This is a genomic window from Acinetobacter sp. ANC 4216, assembly GCF_004331195.1.
GTDB classification, from domain to species: Bacteria; Pseudomonadota; Gammaproteobacteria; order Pseudomonadales; family Moraxellaceae; genus Acinetobacter; species Acinetobacter kookii.
On record NZ_SJOC01000009.1, the window covers coordinates 65740 to 88361 of the forward strand.

Consider the following 22622-nt stretch of genomic DNA (forward strand, 5'->3'; position numbering starts at 1 on the left):
CTGTAACAAACTCAACAGAACACAGTAATACATTAAAAACTAAAAAAACAGATAAGGTCAGGATGACATGACACAACAACTTTCAGAACATCGACATATTTCATTTACTGCCCATTACACCGGTTACATCTGGTATACCATGGGCATTTCTCATCCGGTTTTTGCAACCTCTAAAGGGAAAATGCTCGCCAAGCTGGTACATCCTTTAGAAAGCTGGGCTGAAAAATTTGTTGGCGGCAGTATGCGTACCACCTTAAAACAACGCCACCGCATGATTGATCAGCATCTGACCCAACTGATTGAACAGCACCCAGATATACAGGTGCTTGAAATTGCCAGCGGGCTTTCTCCGCGTGGCTGGAATTTCCGAAAGAAGTTTCCGGATATTGATTATCGTGAACTGGATTTACCCGATATGGCAAAAGTCAAAACCTTAGCTCTAAGACAGATTGATGCCAATAGTCCGGAAGTTTTATCCGTGGATTTATTCACGGCTGATTTTGAACAGGCTTTTCACGTATTTGACCCGAATCGCCCCTTGGTGGTGATTAGTGAAGGCCTGATCAACTACTTTAATAAAGACATGTTGTTACAACTGCTTCAAGCCATTTACCGTTACGGCCAAAATTTCAAGGAACTGCATTACCTCACCGATATTTATCCAGAACCGGTCAAAAACAAATTGGCCAATTTTATTTGGGCCAGCAGTAAATTACTGAAATGGATGTCCAAGAGTGCTTTTAGTTTCCATTTTATTAATCCACAGCAGGCACAGGATTTTTTCCAGCAAGCCGGTTTTGAACAGGTCAGTATTGTGCAACCACAACAGTATTTTCAAAATTCAGCAGTACCCTTCACATCTAATGAAGAACACCTGGGTGATCTGGTCTGGATGATTCATGCAAGCAAAAAAAACAGCGTTATCTAACGCTGTTTTTATTTGAGCTTAGCTCAAATTAACTGACCGATTCCAAAACCGTCATCACTGCTTTTTGTCGTTGTACATAACGCAATAAACGTTCTGCCACATCAAAACTGCCATGCTTGAACAACGCCCGAACTCGTGTTGAATGAACCTCAAAAATTAAGCATTCAATTTTAAACTGACCTTCTTCATCTTCCAGATGCAAGGCCAAATCACGCGGGTATTGTTCAGCTTTTTCTGCCAATCCTGGCGTAAACTCAAGTAAAACACCAAAAAAGTTTAAATCCACAATACGGGTAGGCAACTGCACATCTGAATGACGATGCGTTAATACGGTCATCGGTTTCTGTACGGCAATACGTTCTTCACCACGGCGCTCCAGGGTCAGCAACTGGGCACGTGTCATCGGGATGACCCCTTCTACATCCTGAATAGATTTCCCCTGCAGGAATGTTGCAAACAGGCCCATGGTTTCTTTACGGCGCTGTAATTGCGGCACATGGTCGGCATTTGCAATCATTGCAAATTCCATATCTGGACATTGCAAAGCAAAATTGGCATTTTCATGCGGCAAGGTAAAACTGTCGTATTGCCCGCATGCCACCAGTACTTTACATTGCGGAATAGGGACATCGGTTAAACGTAACAAGCGGCTACAGTTGATTTCATAGCGATCTTGCTCGGTTGCGGTAAATTCCGCCATCTGTTTAAAGAACAAACGCTTTGCTGTCGGTGACATGCGGGTTTGATCGATTTTGGCATGATTCACCAGATACAGAATCACTGCCTGGCCAAACTCGTCCATGCGCTGTTCATTCATTAAATGCAAAGATTCTTCCAGCAGCATACGCCAGCTTTTACGCGTTTTTTGCATCACGCCCATCAGAATCATGCGATCGACCAGTTCCGGACGTTGCACGGCAAAACTTGAAGCCACAACCGAACCCAGTGACATGCCCATCACTGAAACTTTGGATAAATTTTCAATATCGACCCACTCCCCCAACATTCGCGCCAAGTCAGGCAATTCCAGTGTTCCTGCAGAAATGCCGGTATCGCGATTGGTAATTTGCTGATTGGCGCCCATGGAAGGCAGGTCAATTAAAATGATCGGGCCAGCACTAAGTAATTGCTCCACACAATATTTATAGGAATTAAAATTTTGGAAAGCCCCTCCAATAATAACAATTGGAGTGTTGTGGATGGTTTCTGGTTGAGCAATGGCCATGTATTCAATTTTCCAGCCATCAATCCAGGTGGTACGTGCGGGTTCTTTAAAACTGTTCCTATGGTAAAGATCAAAAAAACCAAAACTTGCGTTTGATTCTTCTACATCCGAGTCCATTTGGATCATGGAATTCATATCCCTTCCTCCATTCTTGCCTTATTGTTATTTTGCAAGAAAATAAATATAGAATTTCTGCGTCATGCTGCGTCCATTCTTCGCTGTAATTATCAGACTTCACTGTCTTTATCTTTTCATAATATACAGAGGATGCTTGCCCAAGCAACTGATTCCATGACCACTTATCTAAATTTACCTAGAAAAGGATTTCAAAATATTAACAGTCTGAAAGTTTCAGGGACTTTTTTCTAAGCAGATGCTTCATTGTCGGGTTCCAGACTGTTACTATCGAAGATGTAATTTCTAAGTGATCAAACCGCTATGCAAGATTCAATTGAACAATATATGCAAACGGTAGGACAACAGGCACGCCAAGCTTCTCGCGTGTTAGCAAGCGCTTCTACCCAAACCAAAAACAATGCCTTATCTGCAATTTACACTGCATTACAAGACAGTGAAGCTGCAATTCTGGCTGCCAACCAAATTGATATGACCAATGGTCGTAACAATCATTTGGACAGTGCATTACTTGATCGCTTAGAACTTACCCCCAGCCGCTTTAAAGGCATGCTGCATGGCTTGAAAGATGTCATGAGTCTGGTTGACCCGATTGGGGAAATCACTGACCTGGCTTACCGCCCTTCAGGCATCCAGCTTGGGAAAATGCGGGTACCTTTGGGCGTCGTCGGCATGATTTACGAGTCGCGTCCAAACGTGACGCTGGAAGCCGCCTCACTGGCCTTGAAATCAGGCAATGCGATTATTTTGCGTGGCGGTTCGGAAGCCCTGCAATCCAACAAGGCAATTGCTGAAGCGATTCAGCATGGTCTAAAGACTTCGGGTTTGCCTGAAACTTCGGTACAGGTGATCAATACGGCTGATCGTGCTGCAGTCGGACACCTGATTACCATGTCTGAATATGTGGATGTGATTGTTCCACGTGGAGGCAAAGGCCTGATTGAACGGATCAGCAATGAAGCACGTATTCCGGTGATTAAGCATCTGGACGGCAACTGCCATGTCTTTGTTGAAGCACAGGCCGATTTGCAAAAAGCCCTGCCGATTGCATTAAATGCCAAGACCCATCGTTACGGCGTATGTAATGCCATGGAAACCTTGCTGGTGGATGAGAAAATTGCCGAAGATTTCTTGCCAAGCATTGCTGAACTGTATGCAGAAAAACAGGTGGAACTGCGTGGCTGTCGTGAAACCCAGCGCATTCTCGGTTCAAACGTCAAACCGGCCAGCGAAGAAGATTGGTACACTGAATATTTAGGTCCGATTTTGGCGGTTAAAGTGGTCAGCGGGATTGATGAAGCCATTGATCATATTAACAAATATGGTTCTCACCATACCGATGCCATCATTACCGAAAACTTCAGCCTGGCGCGTCAGTTCCTGGCCCGTGTCGATTCAAGCTCAGTGATGATCAATGCCTCTACCCGTTTTGCCGACGGTTTTGAATATGGTTTGGGTGCTGAAATCGGCATTTCGACCGACAAGATTCATGCGCGTGGCCCGGTCGGTCTGGAAGGCCTGACTTCGCAAAAATGGGTGGTATTTGGGGACGGTCAAATTCGCCAATAAGTTCTCTATTTAAAGAATCTTTTGGTGTTCAGTTTCAGGCATGAGGCTGAACACAGCGACTACACTATCCCTGTCTTAAATTTTGTAACATGATAAAAATAATGAGAAAGATATAAGGGAAATCGCATGTTTTATTATTTAATCATTTGTACATTTTTACTGGCATTACTGGTTTCTTTTGCAGTAATGAAAATTTTTTCCAATTCTATTAATGCCATTCTGGCACGTATCATTCACGACCCGATTCATGAAGCCTGGGCAAAATACACCAAATTTGCCGGCATGGTGGTCGGCACATCTTCCGGCATTCGTATTTACGATATGGAAAAATACATCACGCCCCTGACCTATACAGAGAATGACAAGAAAATAGTGATTGAACTGACCCAAGAGCGCTGGGTACTGGAAATTTACCGGACCATTATTGAAACCTTACAAGGTCTGGCCTGGATGATGCTGGTCTTTTTTATGGTGGCATTAATTGCCTACGTTATTGTACGCTGGTCAGAAATAAAGTATCAAAAGTAAGCAATAATACAACAGGAATGCGCTGCTCAAAATACATCATGCATGCCATTCTAGCTTTGGAAATAGGCTTCTAGTAAACATTTTATGATCGAGTACTATTTTATTAATAAATGAAATCTATTAACTGATAAATTTTAATTATTATTAGTTATGGGGTCGATAGTGCTTAAGTCTAATCTCCTAAAGTCTATCTAGGACAAAAAAAAATCGCATGTTAAAACATTATCACTGATCTAAATTGCATCAATAAACAAAACTGCGTTCAGATCAACGTTATGGATGAATATTTCAATTAAAATTTGGGTAAGAAAACGTGTCTACATCAGTATTAGTAATTAACTGCGGATCTTCTTCAATCAAATATGCGTTGGTTTCTGAGCGCCGTGAAGACCGTATCTTTGGTCTCGCAGAAAACCTGGGGGCTGCTGACGCCCGTATTAAAGGGATCACTGCGGGCGGTGAACCACTTGAACTATCCATTCCACATGCTGATCATGAAAAGGCACTGGAAACCATCTTAGAACGCTTATCTCATTATAATCCACAAGCGATTGGTCACCGTGTGGTACACGGCGGTACATTGACCAAAGCAGAATTATTAAATGAAGAAATTGTAGAACGTATTCGTGCAGCAACACCACTTGCGCCTTTACACAACCCTGCGCATTTGGTCGGTATTGATGCCACTATGCGTTTGTTCCCGGAACTTCCACAAGTGGCAGTTTTTGATACCGCATTCCACCAGACTATGCCAGCGCATGCTTACCGTTATGCATTGCCAAAATTCCTGTATACAGAACACAATGTGCGCCGTTACGGTTTCCACGGTACCAGTCACGCCTATGTTTCTGAACGTGGTTCTGAATTGGCTGGCAGCTTGAAACAAGGTGGCTGGTTAACAGCTCATTTAGGCAATGGCAGCTCGACTTGTGCCATCTGGAATGGACAAAGTGTAGACACTTCAATGGGCTTAACCCCGCTTGAAGGCATTGTGATGGGCACCCGTAGCGGCGATGTCGATCCAAGTTTGCATAGCTTCCTGGCTGCAAACCTGGGCTGGGATGTCTATAAAATTGACAAGATGCTGAACAAGGAAAGTGGCTTGCTCGGTTTATCAGACAACCTTTCAAATGACATGCGTACCCTGATTGAAGCATCAGAACAAGGCAATGAAGATGCAACGCTGGCCATTGAAGTATTCTGCTACCGTCTGGCTAAATCTCTGGCTGCTTTAAGCTGTGGCTTGCCGCGCCTTGATGGCCTGTTCTTTACCGGCGGCATTGGCGAAAACTCGGCTTATATCCGTGAAAAGACCATGGCTTACTTACCTCATTTCGGTTTCAACTTAAGCAAAGAACAAAACGATAATTTGAAACGCGGTACAGAAGGTCGTATTGATGCTGGCACAGGCCCTCAAATCTGGGTCATTCCAACTGATGAAGAAGGCCGTATTGCTAAAGAAACTGCACACGTTGTAGAAGAGGTGAATCAGTCAGCTGCAAAAAAGCCTGAATGTGAGGCTACGATTGCTTAAGCAATTGTAGTCTACGTATGCTTTCAATAAATCCCTTTATGATTTAGAAAAAATGATGAAAACAATACTTTTGGTTCCTACAGAAATTGGTGTTGGCTTAACGTCTGCATGTCTTGGTTTAATTTATGCACTGGAATGCCAAGGCGTAAAAGCAGGTTTTCTAAAGCCTTTCTCTCAAGAATTACAGCCTGAAGCAGACCGCACCACTGCCCTGTATCGTCACCTGTTCAAGCATGAAACCGTTGAACCGATTTCCTATGCGGCCCTGACTGAACGTTTAAAAAATGATGAAAATGACGAGCTGCTTGAAGATGCAGTACGTTTACACCGTGAAATTTCCAAACATCACGATGTCATTATTGTAGAAGGCGTGCTACCAAACGGACGCGATCCTTTTGCGACAGAACTCAATGCCACTCTGGCAAAAGCGCTTGATGCCAAAGTGATTATTGTCAGCAATGCCGACATTAACAACGCAGCAAAAACTGCGGCAAAAGTTGATAACCAGTTACGTTTCTTTGGTGGTGCGACTTGCGAGCGTACTGCAGGCGTATTGTTCATGCGTACCAAAGGCTTGCCGGAAGATTCTGCACAAATTCCTGTTACGCTTGATCCAAACCTGCGTTTAATTAGCGATACCAACCGATTTGTGAGTGCGATTCAAACCACGCACCCAATGATTGGTAAAGACTGTATGCCAGTGATTGGCTTAGTTCCATTCAGCAACACTTTAAGTGTGCCACGCATGTCTGACTTGGCTGCACATATTTCAGCTGAATGGATTAACCAGGGCGAGGCAAAACAGCGCCGTGTATTACACAGCAGCTTAATTGCGTCCAATATTGAACACGAAATGCATAAATTCGTGGCAGGTGAACTCATCATCAGCGGTTCTGATCGTGTTGATGTCTTGCTTGCAAGTAGCTTGGCAAGCAGTAATGGCATTCCACTTGCAGGTTTGGTTTTAACTGAACATCAGGCACCAAGCACTCAAGCTTTAGAATTCTGTCAAACAGCAATCAAAAATGGCTTGCCAATTTTACACACCAAATTGAGTACTTTTGACACAGCACAACAATTGCTGAACTTAAGCAATGAAATTCCGGTAGATGATACCGAACGTGCTGAGCAGGTGACCCGTTTCGTGGCCAGCCACATCAATGCAGACTGGTTGACGCAGTTAATCAGCGATGCCCATAAACCACGTTTGTCCCCTTCTGCATTCCGTCATGAACTGGTACAAAAATCAATTGCAGCGAAAAAGCGCATTGTTCTTCCTGAAGGAGATGAACCACGTACCATTCAGGCCGCAGCAATCTGTCAGTCTCGTGGAATTGCCCACTGTATTCTGCTGGCAAAACCTGAAGCTGTAGTTGAAGTAGCAAAAGCACGTGGAATTGAATTACCGCATGATCTGGAAATTCTTGACCCAGACCTGATTCGCGAGAATTATGTCGAAAAAATGGTTGATCTACGTAAAGGCAAACTCAACGAGTTACAGGCGCGTGATCAGCTACAAGATACGGTAGTTTTAGGCACCATGATGCTGGCCCTTGATCAGGTGGATGGCCTGGTGTCAGGTGCAGTGCACACGACAGCCAATACGGTTCGCCCTGCATTCCAGTTAATCAAGACCGCACCGGATTACTCACTGGTATCTTCTGTGTTCTTCATGCTGCTGCCAGATGAAGTCTATGTTTACGGTGACTGTGCAATTAATCCTGATCCAGATGCAGAACAACTGGCTGAAATTGCGATTCAGTCTGCCGATTCCGCCAAAGCCTTTGGCATTGACCCGCGCATCGCGATGATTTCTTATTCAACCGGTACTTCGGGTGCAGGTGCGGATGTAGAAAAAGTGGCGAAAGCGACTGAAATTGCCAAGCAACGCCGTCCAGATTTACTGATTGATGGTCCATTGCAATACGATGCAGCATCGGTTGAAAGTGTTGGACAGTCAAAAGCGCCAGGCTCACCTGTTGCAGGTCGTGCCAATGTCTTTATTTTCCCGGACCTCAACACAGGGAACACCACCTATAAAGCAGTACAACGTTCAGCAAATGTAGTGAGCGTGGGACCAATGCTGCAAGGTTTAAATAAGCCGGTGAATGACTTGTCACGTGGTGCATTGGTGGATGACATCGTGTTTACCATTGCATTGACTGCGATTCAGGCAGAGCAACAAGCTGCTCAATAATTCGTAAATCTAAGTTTTCCAAACCATCTGATTGAAAAATCGGGTGGTTTTTTTATGTGTAGTGTTATTCCCAAGTAGAAATATCCTACCTAATAACCAAATAGAAATGTCCTATACCAACATTTCCAAGTCAAGCACAGGATTCAGATTTCGTTCTTGGATTACTGTTTTCTATGCACGTCTGCTTGGCATAGATTGAGAGCGATTTCGTTTGTTTTGCTGTTCTAATTCTTCATGCTGTTGCTGGATATGGGCCAATACAGAACCCAAACGTTTATTCTCAACGATCTCTCGCTGGTTGAGCTGACTTAATTTATCGAAGATGCTGTAATTGATCTTCCGACCTTGATGCTCAATCGCTACCGTACCATCGGGGTATTCCAGGAACTCAAGATATTTACCGATTAGCCTCTGATTTTCCTCTGTATTCTCCAGGAGATATACGCATTTATCATAAGTAATGGTCAAGCTATTCGTGACTCTACGGGGTTCACGCCAGGTAAAAATATCATCTAATTCCTCGGCTGTTTCAGTGACAGTCCGATGTAAGTTCTTAGGATTAAAAGCCATCTTGGCAAACTTGAGATTGAATTGCTCAATAAAGCAGGGCAGCCACTTATTCGCCTCTTCAATTGAACTGATGCCTTGCAGGCGCATTTCTTTAATCAGACGGTCCTGCAAAGTCCTGTTGGCTCGTTCTACACGTCCTTTAGCCTGGGGTGAATTAGCGAAAATGATATCGATATTGAGGGTACTGAGTACGCGTCCAAATTGCGTAATCTTGGTGTCTTTCTTGCTGCTTTGATTCACCCTAAAAACTGAATGTTTGTCGCTGTAAAACGCCAATGGTTTACCGTGCTGTTCGACATACAGGCGTGTTGAAATCATATAGTCAAAGGCTGATTCTGATTCACAGAAGCGTAAATGCTGCAATTTTCCTGTGGCATCATCGATAAACACCAGTAAACAGCATTTAGGTGTTCGTCCTTCAAACCAGTCATGATGTGAGCCATCAATCTGGATCAGTTCACCATAACAATCCCGGTTATATCGAGGCTGATATGGGCGTTTCAGACGCTTGGCGCGAGGAATCCATAAATCGGCTGCAATCATCCAGCAACGCAGAGTTTCTACTGAAAGATCGAATCCATGCACGGTGGTGAGCTTTTCATGCGCTAAAGTGGGTCCGAAACCATGCAGTTGATCAGAAACAATATTGAGGCACTTGAGTCTGAGTTCTTCAGGAAGTCTGGAGTTGCTAATTTGGCCACGACCGGCATGGGCTAATGCAACTGGACCTTGAGCTTTGTATTTATGCAGTAAGCGTCTGATCTGACGTTCTGAAATATGAAGTAGATGAGCAGCCTGGGATTGAGTTATGCGTTGATCGCAGATTTCCTGCAAAACAGACAATCGTTTAAGTTCTTTATCCGACATAGACACCAACATAACAAACCGTCCGCTTCGATAATCGCAAAAGCGTATATTCTAAAAGCGGACATTTTTACTTTGGAGAAACCGGACATTTCTATTTTGGGCTTACATGTAGATTTAGTATAACAGCCATTATGTTAAACTATTCCAAACTCTTTAATTCAATAGAACTCTTAGAATGTTGAAAATTGATGTTCAAAACAAATCCAAAACTGATCATAAATTATTTATTTTAAATACTTATTTAGACTGCATGGCTACTTTAAACAGTCGTACTGTAGCATATGATTTTTATATAGAGCCTATATATAGAAAAGGTTCACTTCAAAGTAGTCTCACAGAATTTTTTACCAGGGAATCAATAAGATATTCTGAATTAAATCACTTTCCATTTTCTAAACTAGATTTTACATATGAACCAATATTAGATTGGAAAACGGAGCTTAATAAATCCTTAAATGAATGGCTCTTTGGTTATGATTTCCCAATTTCAAATTATTATGAGACTGTTAAAAAAATATAATTTCAAAAATTATAGAGCTCCTAGAAAGCATTTCAGAATATGAGTTAAAGCTATATTCGTTAGATAACAGCTCATTTGATGTTTGTTATCTTGATTATGTAGTTACATATCAAGATGACTATTATTATTTACACTTTTCTTGGAATGATTAGAAAACCTAAAATTAACATAAGACAGCTTATACGCAATCCTTTTGAAATTGTTTTATAATTCAATATGTTGATTCTAGTTTTATAGCCCACTCACCCTCGAATGGGCTTTTTTTATGGTTTCTCACGCTCAATTCTCAATCATTGTTCCACATTATTATTTAGCATGACTAAATCACAACTTCTGTGCCAACCACACCGTATGCCCAGCACAGTCGGGATCTTCCGCGAGCATTTTCACAACCTCATAGCCATGATCTTTTAACAATTGTCGATATTCCTGCTGTGACAAACTGGCATGATACAGTACATCACCAAACATATCCCCTATCGCCTCACCTGCAGCAGGCCCACTGGTAAACATTAAAACCGTGCCCTGCTCAGCAAACCTAGAAAACTGAGCAAACATCTTGCGCTGATCATCTTGGGTCAAATGAAAAAAACTGTCCCACGCTAAAATCCCCTGAAACTTTTGCCCTAAATCCAGCTGACGCATATCTGTCTGAATCCAGTGCTGTTCAGGAAAGTTGTGCTTAGCCATTTCAATCATGACATCAGAACTATCTACCCCGACTACGGAATGCCCTTGTTCAATTAAATAGGCAGCAATCGGTTTGCCTGAACCACAACCTAAATCCAGTATTTGAGCATGTTCAGGAATCAGCGAAAGAAAATAATTGAGCCATGCTTTTTCATACAGCAACTGGCCGCGTAATTCCGTCCACGCACGTGCATGTTTCTTATAAATTTTAATGATATTTTTCGCAAACTCAGATTGATCTTTCATGAGTGGTTTTTCTAAATGTGCCTTTCAATAGTATAGGCAGATTGAGATCAGGATTTGAAGATTTGAAGATTTGAAGATTTGAAGATTTGAAGATTTGAAGATTTGAAGATTTGAAGATTTAGCATGTTTTTATTTCGAGAAAATTTAAAGCAAAAAAAGAAGATAAAGCCTATACCTCATCTTCTTGCTGACCGAAACCCTATCCCTGCACGACATAAAGAAAAATCAATGACTCGAACAATTGAAAGGAGTCTATATGTATCAGATGAACTTTTATGTGCTTATTACATAAAAGTTTTACGACAAAATTATCTTACCTAACTTCATTTAAAAAAGATCAGACTTAACTTTTATTTTTCAGAAATTTAAAATAACAAACGAATTAAAAACAGTTTAATCAATATTTTAAATATAATATTTACCCGGAAGAATAATTACCTTTTGTCATCTTTATGACAAAAATCACTCAAAAAACAACAGTTCATCTGAGCTGAAATTCACCATTAAACTTTCGGCCAAAAAGCATTCAAAATACCCACAAAACCTGCTTTTTATCTTATAATTTAGCCCGCTAGCTAACAGCCCGCTCAAGAGATATTTGATATGACAACTATTATCAAGCAAGATGACTTGATCACATCGGTAAAAGATGCGCTTCAGTTCATTTCTTACTATCATCCACAAGACTTCATCCAAGCGATGAGCCGTGCCTATGATCGTGAAGAGAACAAAGCCGCAAAAGATGCTATTGCACAAATCTTAATTAACTCTCGTATGTGTGCAGAAGGCCACCGTCCTATCTGCCAAGATACCGGGATTGTGAACGTATTTCTTGAAGTGGGCTTAGACGTTAAATTTGATTTAACCATGAGCCTGGACGATGCAATCAATGAAGGTGTGCGTCAAGGTTACCTGGAAAGCTCTAACGTACTTCGTGCATCAGTTTTAACTGATCCTGCATTTGGCCGTAAAAATACCAAAGACAACACGCCTGCGGTAATCCACTACAAACTCGTACCGGGCAACAAAGTCGACATTACTGTTGCTGCCAAGGGTGGCGGTTCAGAAAACAAATCTAAACTTGCCATGTTGAACCCATCTGACTCTATCGTGGACTGGGTATTGAAAACTGTTCCAACCATGGGTGCAGGCTGGTGTCCTCCTGGTATGCTCGGTATCGGTATTGGTGGTACTGCTGAAAAAGCCATGATGCTTGCCAAAGAAGCATTGATGGAAGAGATCAACATGGACGAATTGCTTCGCCGTGGTCCACAAAGCAAAATGGAAGAACTCCGTATCGAGATCTTCGAAAAAGTAAATGCGTTGGGTATTGGCGCGCAAGGTCTTGGCGGTTTAACTACTGTACTTGATATCAAAATCAAAGATTATCCATGTCATGCTGCGGGCAAACCGGTGGGTATGATTCCGAACTGTGCTGCAACTCGTCATGCACACTTCCAGTTAGACGGTTCAGGTGTTGCACATATTCAAGCACCTAAACTTGAAGACTACCCTGCTGTCACTTGGGATTCTTCATCTTCTAAACGTGTTGACCTGGACAACATCACCCAAGAAGAAATGAATTCCTGGAAACCTGGCGATACCTTATTACTTAACGGTACCATCTATACCGGTCGTGACGCTGCGCACAAACGTATGGTGGATATGCTGAACAACGGTGAAGAGCTTCCTGTAGACCTTAAAGGCAAGTTCATTTACTACGTTGGCCCTGTCGATCCTGTAGGCGACGAAGTGGTTGGCCCTGCTGGTCCTACGACTGCAACACGTATGGACAAATTCACTCGTCAAGTGCTTGAAGCGACTGGCTTGTACGGCATGATTGGTAAAGCTGATCGCGGTCCTGCTGCGGTTGAAGCCATCAAAGACAATAAAGCAACTTACCTGATGGCTGTAGGTGGTGCTGCTTACCTGGTATCTAAAGCTGTTCGTGAAGCTGAAGTTGTGGCTTTTGCTGACTTGGGTATGGAAGCAATCTACAAATTCAAAGTTGAAGATATGCCTGTATCTGTAGCGGTTGATGTCAATGGTACTTCTATTCACGCGACTGCGCCAAAAATCTGGCAAGCGAAAATTGGTAAGATTCCAGTGGTTGATGCTGCTGCGAACTAAGATTGCACGCTAAAAAAGCACCCAAATGGGTGCTTTTTTTTTGCATTATTGATCTCTGCTATATGCAATCAATCAGCTGTCTTTTCAAACCTGAAAGCTCTTTACCACGTAAGAGGATTCCAAATCTTAAACGGCTTGGTCAGTTGCACATCTTCTGCTGGATCATATTTTGCTGGTTTCAGTTTTTGCGCTTTCTTACGTAACTTCCCGCTTTTTTGATCCAGGGCAACAAAGTTATAACTTTCTGACTTCAGCTGGGTGTAGGCAATTTCATTTAAACCGGTTTTTTCCGGCACCATAATTAAAGGTCCGGAAACTTCACGACGGGTACTCAAGTTTTCTTCATCATACTTAATAAAATAAGACTGTCCCGCTTGCACGATAAAATCCAGATATTTCGGCTTTTGAAAATGCTGCACGCCCACGGGGCGGCTGGTTGATATGCGATAGGTTCCGGCAGGCAGTTCTACCCAATAATAGTGATTATTTAATAAGCTTGGGATACGCTCACTATTAATAAACAGACTGGATGCCACAATTTCCTGACGGTTCCATTTGCTGTCAGGACGGTATAGATACACTATGGCAGCCTGCTCATCTTGCGCCTGCACCGGTTGAAAGCGCTGTCCCATTTTTTGATTGACCCAACCTCCAATGCTAAACATGCCAAAACGGTATTGTTCCAATAGTCCCGGTTCATGCTCAGTATCTACAGGTTTTAAGGTTGATGTCGCTTGAGTGTGTTCCATAGCAGATTTACCATGACATCCCAATAAAATAAAGCTTGCACAGACTGCAATACAGACTCCACGCATGATTTTCCCTCACCGCGTATTTTTTATTTTTGTACTAAACTAAATTAAGCACTTCATTGTTCGCTATGTATTGATTTTATTTAGGCATCCACGCCTAATCACCGAGATTAACATTGTGTTTTATTTTTGGAAATAAAAAACGTGCGAAAACACAAGTTTTCCGCACGTTTCTGACGAATAGCAAATTAAGCAGATTTAGAATTGACCACTTTTAAATCTACTTTAGAGGTATTTTCAGTCTCTGACTTAGGCTGACGTTCTGCTTTTAGCACGGGTTTTGCTTCACCAGAAATCACTGCATCATTCACAATCACAGTCCCGATATCGGTACGGCTTGGTAAATCATACATGGTTTCAAGTAATGCATTTTCCAGAATTGAACGCAGACCACGTGCACCTGTATTACGCTCCAGGGCTTTCTTCGCTACCGCACGCAGTGCTGAATCTTCAAATACCAGATCCACATTTTCCATATCAAACAAATATTGATATTGACGGGTTAAGGCATTTTTCGGTTCAGTCAGAATCTGCATCAAGGCTTCTTCATCCAGTTCATCCAAAGTTGCAATGACCGGCAAACGACCAATAAACTCAGGAATCAAACCAAATTTCACCAAGTCTGTTGCTTCAACCTGACGGAACAAATCAGACAACTTCTTGGTTTCATCCTTGTTCTTCACTTCTGCAGTGAAACCGATCCCACCTTTTTCCTGACGCTGTTGCACGATTTTCTCTAAACCTGAGAAAGCACCACCACAGATAAACAGGATATTTGAGGTATCAATTTGAATGAACTCTTGCTGCGGATGCTTACGGCCACCTTGGGGTGGAATTGAAGCAACCGTACCTTCAATCATTTTCAGTAAAGCTTGCTGAACACCTTCACCGGATACATCACGGGTAATCGACGGGTTTTCAGATTTGCGGGTAATCTTGTCGATCTCGTCGATATAGATAATACCCTTTTGCGCTTTTTCTACATCATAATCGGCTTTTTGCAACAGCTTCTGTACGATGTTTTCAACATCTTCACCAACATAACCTGCTTCGGTCAACGTGGTGGCATCTGCCATGGCGAATGGCACATCCAGCAAACGCGCTAAAGTCTGTGCAAGCAAGGTTTTACCCGAACCTGTTGGTCCAACCAGTAAAATATTACTTTTTGCCAGTTCAACCGCATCATCATGCTTATGACCGCTATGAGTCACTTTTAGACGCTTGTAATGGTTATAGACCGCAACTGAAAGCGTTTTCTTCGCCACATCCTGACCAATCACATATTGATCAAGTGCAGCGCGAATTTCGTGTGGCTTAGGCAAAGGCTTACTTGCCCAATCACCAGATTCAACCTGCTGGCTGGTTTGGACTAAATCCAGGCATACGTCCACACACTCATTACAGATGTAAGCGTCCTCACCTGCAATCAGTTTCCCGACTTCAGACTGCGTTTTACCGCAAAATGAACAATGCTTTTGTCCTTGAGGATGATCGGACATATTCACTCCAATATAAAAATCTGAAAATTATGGACGTTTGCTTAACACTTCATCCACGAGACCGTACTCTTTAGCAGCCTGCGCTGTCATAAAGTTGTCACGGTCAGTATCTCTGGCAACAGTTTCATAGTCTTGACCACTATGCTCTGCCATTAAACGGTTTAAACGCTCTTTAATGAATAGAATTTCACGTGCGTGAATTTCAATATCCGATGCTTGACCACGGAAACCACCAAGTGGCTGGTGAATCATCACACGGGCATTTTCCAGGCAATAACGTTTACCCTTGGCACCTGCATTGAGCAGGAAGGCTCCCATAGAGGCTGCCTGTCCCATACAATACGTCACGACATCTGGTTTAATGAATTGCATGGTATCGTAAATCGCCATACCTGCAGTCACTGAACCTCCTGGTGAATTAATATAGAGGTGTATATCTTTATCTGGGTTCTCTGCTTCTAAAAACAACATTTGAGCAACAATTAAATTTGCCATATTGTCTTCGACTTCACCGGTTAAAAAGATGACGCGTTCACGCAAAAGACGTGAGAAAATATCGAAAGAACGCTCACCACGAGAAGACTGTTCAACCACCACTGGCACTAAAGCGTTATCAATTGTTGGAACATACATACGTTATTTATTCCTAAATTTTTTGTTACTCAACTCATAGTCACAATATGAGGGATAATTGCTGAAAATGCAAAATATTCCCAATTAAATAACAGATATTTTTTATATAAGCATTGTGAATTCAGGACAGGTTTACGATAAGCCTGTACATAAAAAAAGGCGCATGATGCGCCTTTTTCAGTCAGCTAAGCTTAACCTTGTTGACGAGCTTGCTGCTCTTTCAATAAGTCTTCATAGCTTACTTTTTTGTCAGTCACTTTAGCAGAAGCCAAGATGTGATCAACAACCTGATCTTCTAATACAACAGCTTCGATTTGAGCACGTTGCTGTTTGTCATTTTTGAAGTATTCAATCACTTCAGTTGGGTCTTCGTAAGAAGACGCCATGTCTTCGATGTAAGCGTCAACGCGAGCAGGATCTACTTCAATTTTAGCGTCCGCTAAAACCTTGCTCACCAACACGCCAAGTTTTACAGATTTTTCAGCTTGTTCTTTGAACAGGTCATCTGGAAGCATGCTGCTGTCAAATGCTTTCGCACCTTGAGCACCAAACTGTTGAGTGAACTGTTGAATCATTTGCTGACGTTGACGATCAATTTCTTGAGACAACATCGCAGCAGGAACTTCAACTTCATTTGCAGCTACAAGGGCATCAAAAGTCGCGCCTTTTACCTGGTTACGAAGACCGTTTTTCACTTCACGTTCCATGTTTTTACGAACGTCAGCTTTTAATTTTTCAACGCCTTCTTCTTCAGTTAAACCGAAGATTTTCAAGAATTCAGCATCAACTTCTGGAAGTTTTTGTTTTTCAACAAGCTTCACAGTGATTTTGAATTGAGCTGCTTTACCCGCAAGGTTTTCAGCCTGGTAGTCTTCAGGGAAAGTAACATCAATCACTTTCTCTTCGCCTTTCTTCATACCAACGATACCGTCTTCGAAGCCAGGGATCATACGGCCAGAACCTAAAACAAGTTTAAAGTCAGTTGCAGAACCGCCTTCAAATTTTTCGCCATCTACTGAACCTTCAAAGTCGAAAGTCACTTGCATGTCTTTTTTAGCCATGCCTTTGGTTTCAGTCCAGCTTGCACGTTGCTTTTGAAGGTTTTCGATCATTTGATCAACGTCTTTGTCGCTCACTTCAGTTGCTTTACGTTCAACTTCCAAGCCGTCAAATTTAACGTCAACTTCTGGATAAACCTCTACAGTTGCTTCATAAACAAGAGCGTCTTCCTTGTTTTCAACTTTTTCAATGTTTGGCATGCCAACAGCATTGATTTTCTCTTGCTGGATCGCTTCAAACACTGTGTCACGAATTACATCGTTCACAACTTCTTGATAAATGCTTGCGCCATATTCGCGACGTACTACATTTAAAGGTACTTTACCTGGACGGAAGCCGTTGATCTTCACAGTTTTAGCAGTGCGTTTTAAACGAGCTTCAAATTGCTCGTTCACACGGCTCGTCGGTACAGATACATTTAAACGACGGGCAACGCCCGAAACCGCTTCAGAAGTTACTTGCATGGCTTCCTCGATATAGAAATAGTAATTGCAATTTTGAAAGTGCCACATTATATGACAACATTGAAAGATATACAAAGCAGTATGAATTAACCACTATTTTTGTCTTGTTCTGCGATTAAATTTAAATTGAATGTAAAAAATCTCCTCTCTTTATTCCCACTTTAATATTTTTGTATATTTTTTATTGCAAATGATAAGTCTTATCATTACCATTAATGCATTTTATTCTGTCTTGTTTATTTTCAGTTATTTATCTCGTCCATCTTTGGAATTCTATTGTATGAGTCAGTTCAATCTCCGCCCGCTTGGCCTTGCCATTCTAACAATTACCTCTCCTTCCGTTTTTGCCAATACTGAAACACAATCTGCTCCCCATCAGCTTTCAACTCTTGTGGTATCGGCTACAGGCTACGAACAAAAATTAAAAGATGCGCCTGCATCCATTACAGTCATCACAGCAGAAGACTTGAAAAATAAAAGAATTACTTCGATTGCAGATGCTTTAGTAGATGTGGAAGGTGTCGATATTAGCCCGACCGCGGGTAAAACTGGCGGGCTAAACATTCGTATTCGTGGAATGGACTCAGAATACACCTTGGTATTAGTCGATGGTCGCAGACAAAATAGTACTGGCGATATTTCACCGAATGGATTTGGTGAATCTAACAATAGTTTTATTCCGCCTGTTTCCGCAATCGAGAGAATTGAAGTGATTCGTGGCCCTGCATCTACGCTTTATGGTTCAGATGCAATTGGGGGTGTGGTGAATATCATCACTAAAAAGGTTTCACCTGAATGGACGGGCGCTGTAACACTTGAAGGGACCCTTAACCCGAACTCCTCTGACTTTGGCAACCAGCGTGCTGTAGATGCCTATGTCACTGGTCCCTTGATTCAGAATTTACTGGGTATTCAGCTCCGTGGTCGTAAGGCTGAACGCGATCAATCGCATATAACCCCGGATGCCAATTCAGATACCGAATTAACTCAAGGCAATAACCCAACAAAGTCTGATTTGGAAACTATTGGCGTTCGTCTTACTCTAACCCCTAACGATGATCATGATATTTCAGCAGAGTATGAACAGACCGAACAATGGTATGACAACAGTAATGGCCAGCTCGGTACTCTAGGTGCCAATGGCGGTTATAACTCTGCGCAAGAATATAACCGTGAAAAAATCATTCTTGCCCATAGCTGGAAAACCAGTGTGGGGACTTTGGATTCAAGTATCAGTAATACACAAACAGAAACGGTTGGCCGGTTAATTCCTTCGCGTGCACAAGGTCTATCACAAGCCGTGACCCCACGGCTGCTAGAAAGTGAAGACACCATTTTTGATAGCAAATTTACCACGCAACATTTTAGTGGACACAATATTACCCTCGGTGGTCAATGGTGGGATGCCAGCATTAAAGATGGTTTACGTGTCAATAAAGAAGTGTCATTTGATCAACTGGGTTTATTTGCAGAAGACACCTGGTCATTTACAGACAGCCTGGCTTTAACTCTCGGTCTACGTTTTGATGATCACAGCACATTTGGCGACTTTTGGACGCCACGCGCTTATTTGGTCTGGAATGCAAATGATAACTGGACCTTTAAGGGAGGCTATTCAGAAGGTTATAAGGCTCCACGTTTGGAACGTCTCACCACGGGTATTTATAATGTTAGCGGTCAAGGCCGTACCCCGGTTTTTGGTAATCCGGATTTAAAACCTGAAACCAGTAATAACTTTGAAATCGGCACGTATTTTAATAACAATTCTAATTTTGATGCCAATATCACGGCTTTTTACAGCCAGATTGAAGACAAAATCGTTACCGGCAATGTTGAACAAAGATGTAATACCAATACCAATAAAGCTGCTTGTGAAGAGTTTATGGCATCCATTGGTACACCTTGGGTCATGGATTATTATCAGAGCCGAGGACAAAAACTTCCCGATTCGTGGAACCTTACCCGTCCTACCAATGCAGAAAAAGCGGAAATCTATGGAATTGAAACCGGCTTCAACTGGGAATTTGCACCGGCATGGAAATTCGGTGTGAATTACACCTGGACAGAAACTGAAATTAAAGACAGTACTTTAGGTAATCCTCCGCTTAACGATACGCCAGAACATATCGTAAATGCCTCATTAAAATGGCAAGCCGATGACAATATTCAGTTATGGGCACGTGGCGAATACCGTAGCGAACGGGCACGCTTCACCTCAACTTATGAGAACTTAACTGCTGCCAATCAAAAAGTTTATGATGCTTTAGGTGAGTTTAAAAGTTATGGGTTGCTGCATGTTGGTTCCAACTTTAGGGTAAACGACAATTGGGACCTGGGCGTTGCTTTATATAACGTATTTGATAAAGACTTTAATGAGCATGAACTGATTGATGGCAGTTATTACAACCATTACAGCAATACTCAAGAAGGTCGTCGTGTTCAGTTAAGTACGACGTTTAAATTCTAATATTCAAAATCCCCATTAAAAACCCTGCATAAGCAGGGTTTTTCTATATTAAAATAAATCAAATACTTAATTACAAATAGTTACATTATTTCATTCAATATCCCGTTTTAGTTTATCTTAAGAATCGTCAATTCCAATTCAACTTCATAGTGATAAAAAATAAGAATCATTATTATTCTCATACGTTTTCACAGTACCCTTTTGAGTTCGACATGGCCTTCATTAAAACACGCAAAAAAATCGTATCTTCTGCGATTGTTTCCTCACTTTCAGTGATGGCGGCGAATGCATTTGCACAAGATCAAGTTGCTCAACTTGAAACTATTCATGCTCAGGCGGAAGCAGAAAAAGCTCAAGGTCTAAAAGTAGATCAATCTGCCAACTCCAAGTTTGTTGCTCCTTTGCTGGATACACCTAAATCAGTTTCTGTCATTTCCAAGCAGCTGATTGAAGATACTCAAGTGACAACTTTGAGCGATGCTTTGCGTACAGTGCCCGGGATTACTTTAGGGGCTGGTGAAGGCGGCAACCCGAATGGCGACCGTCCATTTATTCGCGGTTATAACTCAGAAAGTTCGATGTACGTCGATGGCGTGCGTAACGCCACTTCACAAAACCGTGAAATGTTTGCTGTCGAACAGGTTGAAGTGACCAAAGGTTCAGCCTCTGCAATGGGCGGTGCAGGTACGACTGGCGGTAGCGTTAACATGATTTCTAAAGTTGCGAAAAAAGGCGACTCTTTAGAAGGTTCTGTTGGCGCAGGGACAGACAGTTACCAGCGTATTACCTTAGATGGCAACAAAGATTTTGGTAACGGTATTGCTGCCCGTGTAGCAGTAATGGGCCACCATAATGAAAAAGCCGGCCAGGCCGATGGCACTGAATACAAACGTGCCGGTATTGCTCCAAGTATTACGTTTGGCTTGGATACGCCTACCCGTGCAACTTTAAGCTATTACTACCTAAAAACAGACGATACTCCTGATTCAGGCGTACCCTACAACAATCCTACTGGATATTCGCAATATTCAGGAAAGCCAATTGATGTCAAGCAAGGCGTTTATTACGGCTGGGAAGACCGTGATTTCCAGAAACAGGAAAATCAGGTGGGTACAATCAAGTTAGAACATGACCTGACTGACAATCTGACCATTTCAAATACCGCGGTTTATAACAGCTCTAAAAATGATTATCTGTGGACCAACCCTGATGATTCTCAAGGAAACATTTATAAGAATGGGAATGTATGGGCACGTGTAAACTCACGTATTGCCGATACCGATACATTTACCGACCAGTTAGCGTTAACCGGAAAATTTAATACCGGCGCTCTTAAGCATAGCTTTAACTTAGGTGCCGAGTATTCGGATCAAGAAACAGATCGCACCCAATATATTCTGAATGGCTTGTCTACCACAGGTGCGGAATACAACAAATGCAGCCCTGCCGATATTGCTTCGGGCTGGTGTACTTCTGTTCAGAATCCTAATCGGGGACCCTGGACAGGAAGTATCAGTACTGAAGGTGCAGACCAATACAACACCCAAACCAAGTCCACTTCTGCTTATTTCCTGGACAGCATTGAATTCAATCCACAATGGATTTTAGATTTAGGCTTACGTTGGGACAAGTTTGATACAGAACAAACCATGACCTATGGTGCACGTAACAGTGCTGTTCTAGGTTCATCCACCGCCCCTCCAACAAGACAAGTTGGCGAGCAAGTTAAAACTGAAAGTGATACTGATTTCTTCACTTATCAGGCAGGCCTTACTTTTAAACCGGTTGAAAATGGTTCAATCTATGCCAGCTATGCAACATCTGCCAACCCTGTGGGTGTAGATGCTGGTGACGGTTCTGAAGGTATAGGCGCAGCGTATAGCAACTTGGATCCTGAAGAAAGCCAGACTTTTGAAATCGGTACCAAATGGGATCTTTTACAAGATCGCTTGAATTTAACTGCCGCTATTTTCCGTACTGAAAAGCAGAATGCACGTATCCAGTTGAGCCCAACTACTTATAGTAATATTGGCGAAAGCAAAGTTGACGGTATCGAGCTGGGCTTGAACGGTAAAATTACCGATAAATGGGATATCAGCGCAGGCTATACCTACCTAGATAGTGAAGCGACCAAGAATGGCGTAAGCTGTCGCGGTACAACCTGTACTGACCAAACGGTATTTAACGGCAACCAAATGCCGAATGTTCCTAAAAACAGCGCTACACTTTGGACAACCTATCAGGTTCTGCCACAACTGCAACTTGGTGCTGGTGCAACTGCTATGGACAAAGTCTATGGCGACCTAGCCAATACCAAATACGTTCCAGGTTATGTGCGTTACGATGCCATGGCACGTTATAACGTCAATGAAAATGTTGACCTGCAATTGAATGTCAATAACCTGTCTGATGAACGCTATTTCACTAAAGCGTATGCGTCTCACTATGCCACTGAAGCTGAAGGGCGTAGCGCAGTATTGTCGCTCAACTTTAAATACTAAAATTGACTTTTTAAAATCCCATAATTTATTTATGGGATTTTATTGAAA

Annotated in this window: 16 protein-coding genes; 9 read left to right on the forward strand and 7 right to left on the reverse strand. The window is 42.3% G+C overall.

What is annotated here, in order from left to right:
- The first annotated feature begins 67 nt into the window (after positions 1-67).
- A complete protein-coding gene (locus E0H88_RS08790; protein ID WP_131273891.1) occupies positions 68-928 on the forward strand; it encodes a class I SAM-dependent methyltransferase in 861 nt (286 codons plus the stop codon).
- A 28-nt stretch (positions 929-956) separates the two neighbouring features.
- On the opposite strand, the gene E0H88_RS08795 is transcribed toward E0H88_RS08790, so the two are convergent.
- A complete protein-coding gene (locus E0H88_RS08795) occupies positions 957-2288 on the reverse strand; it encodes an alpha/beta fold hydrolase (protein WP_131273892.1) in 1332 nt (443 codons plus the stop codon).
- 303 nt (positions 2289-2591) lie between these two features.
- Between E0H88_RS08795 and E0H88_RS08800 the strand changes: the two genes are divergently transcribed.
- From E0H88_RS08800 to pta, 4 genes are all read left to right on the forward strand, one after another.
- Positions 2592-3857 (forward strand): glutamate-5-semialdehyde dehydrogenase, encoded by a 1266-nt coding sequence (locus E0H88_RS08800; protein WP_131273893.1) that lies wholly within the window; start codon positions 2592-2594, stop codon positions 3855-3857.
- 126 nt (positions 3858-3983) lie between these two features.
- Entirely contained in the window at positions 3984-4385 is a 402-nt protein-coding gene (locus E0H88_RS08805) for a hypothetical protein (protein ID WP_092820838.1), read from the forward strand.
- Positions 4386-4698: 313 nt separating this feature from the next.
- Positions 4699-5919: an acetate/propionate family kinase gene (locus tag E0H88_RS08810; protein ID WP_092820836.1), complete on the forward strand. Its 1221-nt coding sequence runs from the start codon at positions 4699-4701 to the stop codon at positions 5917-5919.
- A 55-nt stretch (positions 5920-5974) separates the two neighbouring features.
- Complete coding sequence (gene pta / locus E0H88_RS08815; protein WP_131273894.1) at positions 5975-8116, forward strand: phosphate acetyltransferase; 2142 nt, start codon at positions 5975-5977, stop codon at positions 8114-8116.
- Positions 8117-8287: 171 nt separating this feature from the next.
- Here pta and E0H88_RS08825 read toward each other — a convergent pair whose 3' ends face one another.
- Positions 8288-9553 carry an ISNCY family transposase gene (locus tag E0H88_RS08825; protein ID WP_131273895.1) on the reverse strand — a complete coding sequence of 422 codons (1266 nt, stop codon included), beginning with the start codon at positions 9551-9553 and terminating at the stop codon, positions 8288-8290.
- Between the two features lie 175 nt (positions 9554-9728).
- Between E0H88_RS08825 and E0H88_RS08835 the strand changes: the two genes are divergently transcribed.
- Positions 9729-10073, forward strand: coding sequence for a hypothetical protein (locus E0H88_RS08835; protein ID WP_131273897.1), 345 nt, complete (start codon positions 9729-9731; stop codon positions 10071-10073).
- 324 nt (positions 10074-10397) lie between these two features.
- Here the strand turns inward: E0H88_RS08835 and E0H88_RS08840 are convergent, their stop codons facing one another.
- Positions 10398-11009, reverse strand: a complete 612-nt coding sequence (locus E0H88_RS08840; protein WP_092820832.1) for a class I SAM-dependent methyltransferase — start codon at positions 11007-11009, stop codon at positions 10398-10400.
- 603 nt (positions 11010-11612) lie between these two features.
- Between E0H88_RS08840 and E0H88_RS08845 the strand changes: the two genes are divergently transcribed.
- Positions 11613-13139, forward strand: a complete 1527-nt coding sequence (locus tag E0H88_RS08845; RefSeq protein WP_131273898.1) for a fumarate hydratase — start codon at positions 11613-11615, stop codon at positions 13137-13139.
- Positions 13140-13240: 101 nt separating this feature from the next.
- Here the strand turns inward: E0H88_RS08845 and E0H88_RS08850 are convergent, their stop codons facing one another.
- The 4 genes from E0H88_RS08850 to tig form a co-directional block, all read right to left on the reverse strand.
- Entirely contained in the window at positions 13241-13954 is a 714-nt protein-coding gene (locus E0H88_RS08850; protein WP_131273899.1) for a DUF2846 domain-containing protein, read from the reverse strand.
- 185 nt (positions 13955-14139) lie between these two features.
- Complete coding sequence (clpX, locus tag E0H88_RS08855; RefSeq protein WP_131273900.1) at positions 14140-15450, reverse strand: ATP-dependent protease ATP-binding subunit ClpX; 1311 nt, start codon at positions 15448-15450, stop codon at positions 14140-14142.
- A gap of 27 nt (positions 15451-15477) precedes the next feature.
- Entirely contained in the window at positions 15478-16083 is a 606-nt protein-coding gene (gene clpP, locus E0H88_RS08860; protein ID WP_086198326.1) for an ATP-dependent Clp endopeptidase proteolytic subunit ClpP, read from the reverse strand.
- Positions 16084-16274: 191 nt separating this feature from the next.
- Positions 16275-17606 carry a trigger factor gene (gene tig, locus E0H88_RS08865; protein WP_092818975.1) on the reverse strand — a complete coding sequence of 444 codons (1332 nt, stop codon included), beginning with the start codon at positions 17604-17606 and terminating at the stop codon, positions 16275-16277.
- A 280-nt stretch (positions 17607-17886) separates the two neighbouring features.
- Here tig and E0H88_RS08870 point away from each other — a divergent pair, with 280 nt between their 5' ends.
- Complete coding sequence (locus tag E0H88_RS08870; RefSeq protein ID WP_131273901.1) at positions 17887-20073, forward strand: TonB-dependent receptor domain-containing protein; 2187 nt, start codon at positions 17887-17889, stop codon at positions 20071-20073.
- Positions 20074-20285: 212 nt separating this feature from the next.
- Positions 20286-22574, forward strand: coding sequence for a TonB-dependent receptor (locus E0H88_RS08875; RefSeq protein ID WP_131273902.1), 2289 nt, complete (start codon positions 20286-20288; stop codon positions 22572-22574).
- Positions 22575-22622: the final 48 nt, after the last annotated feature.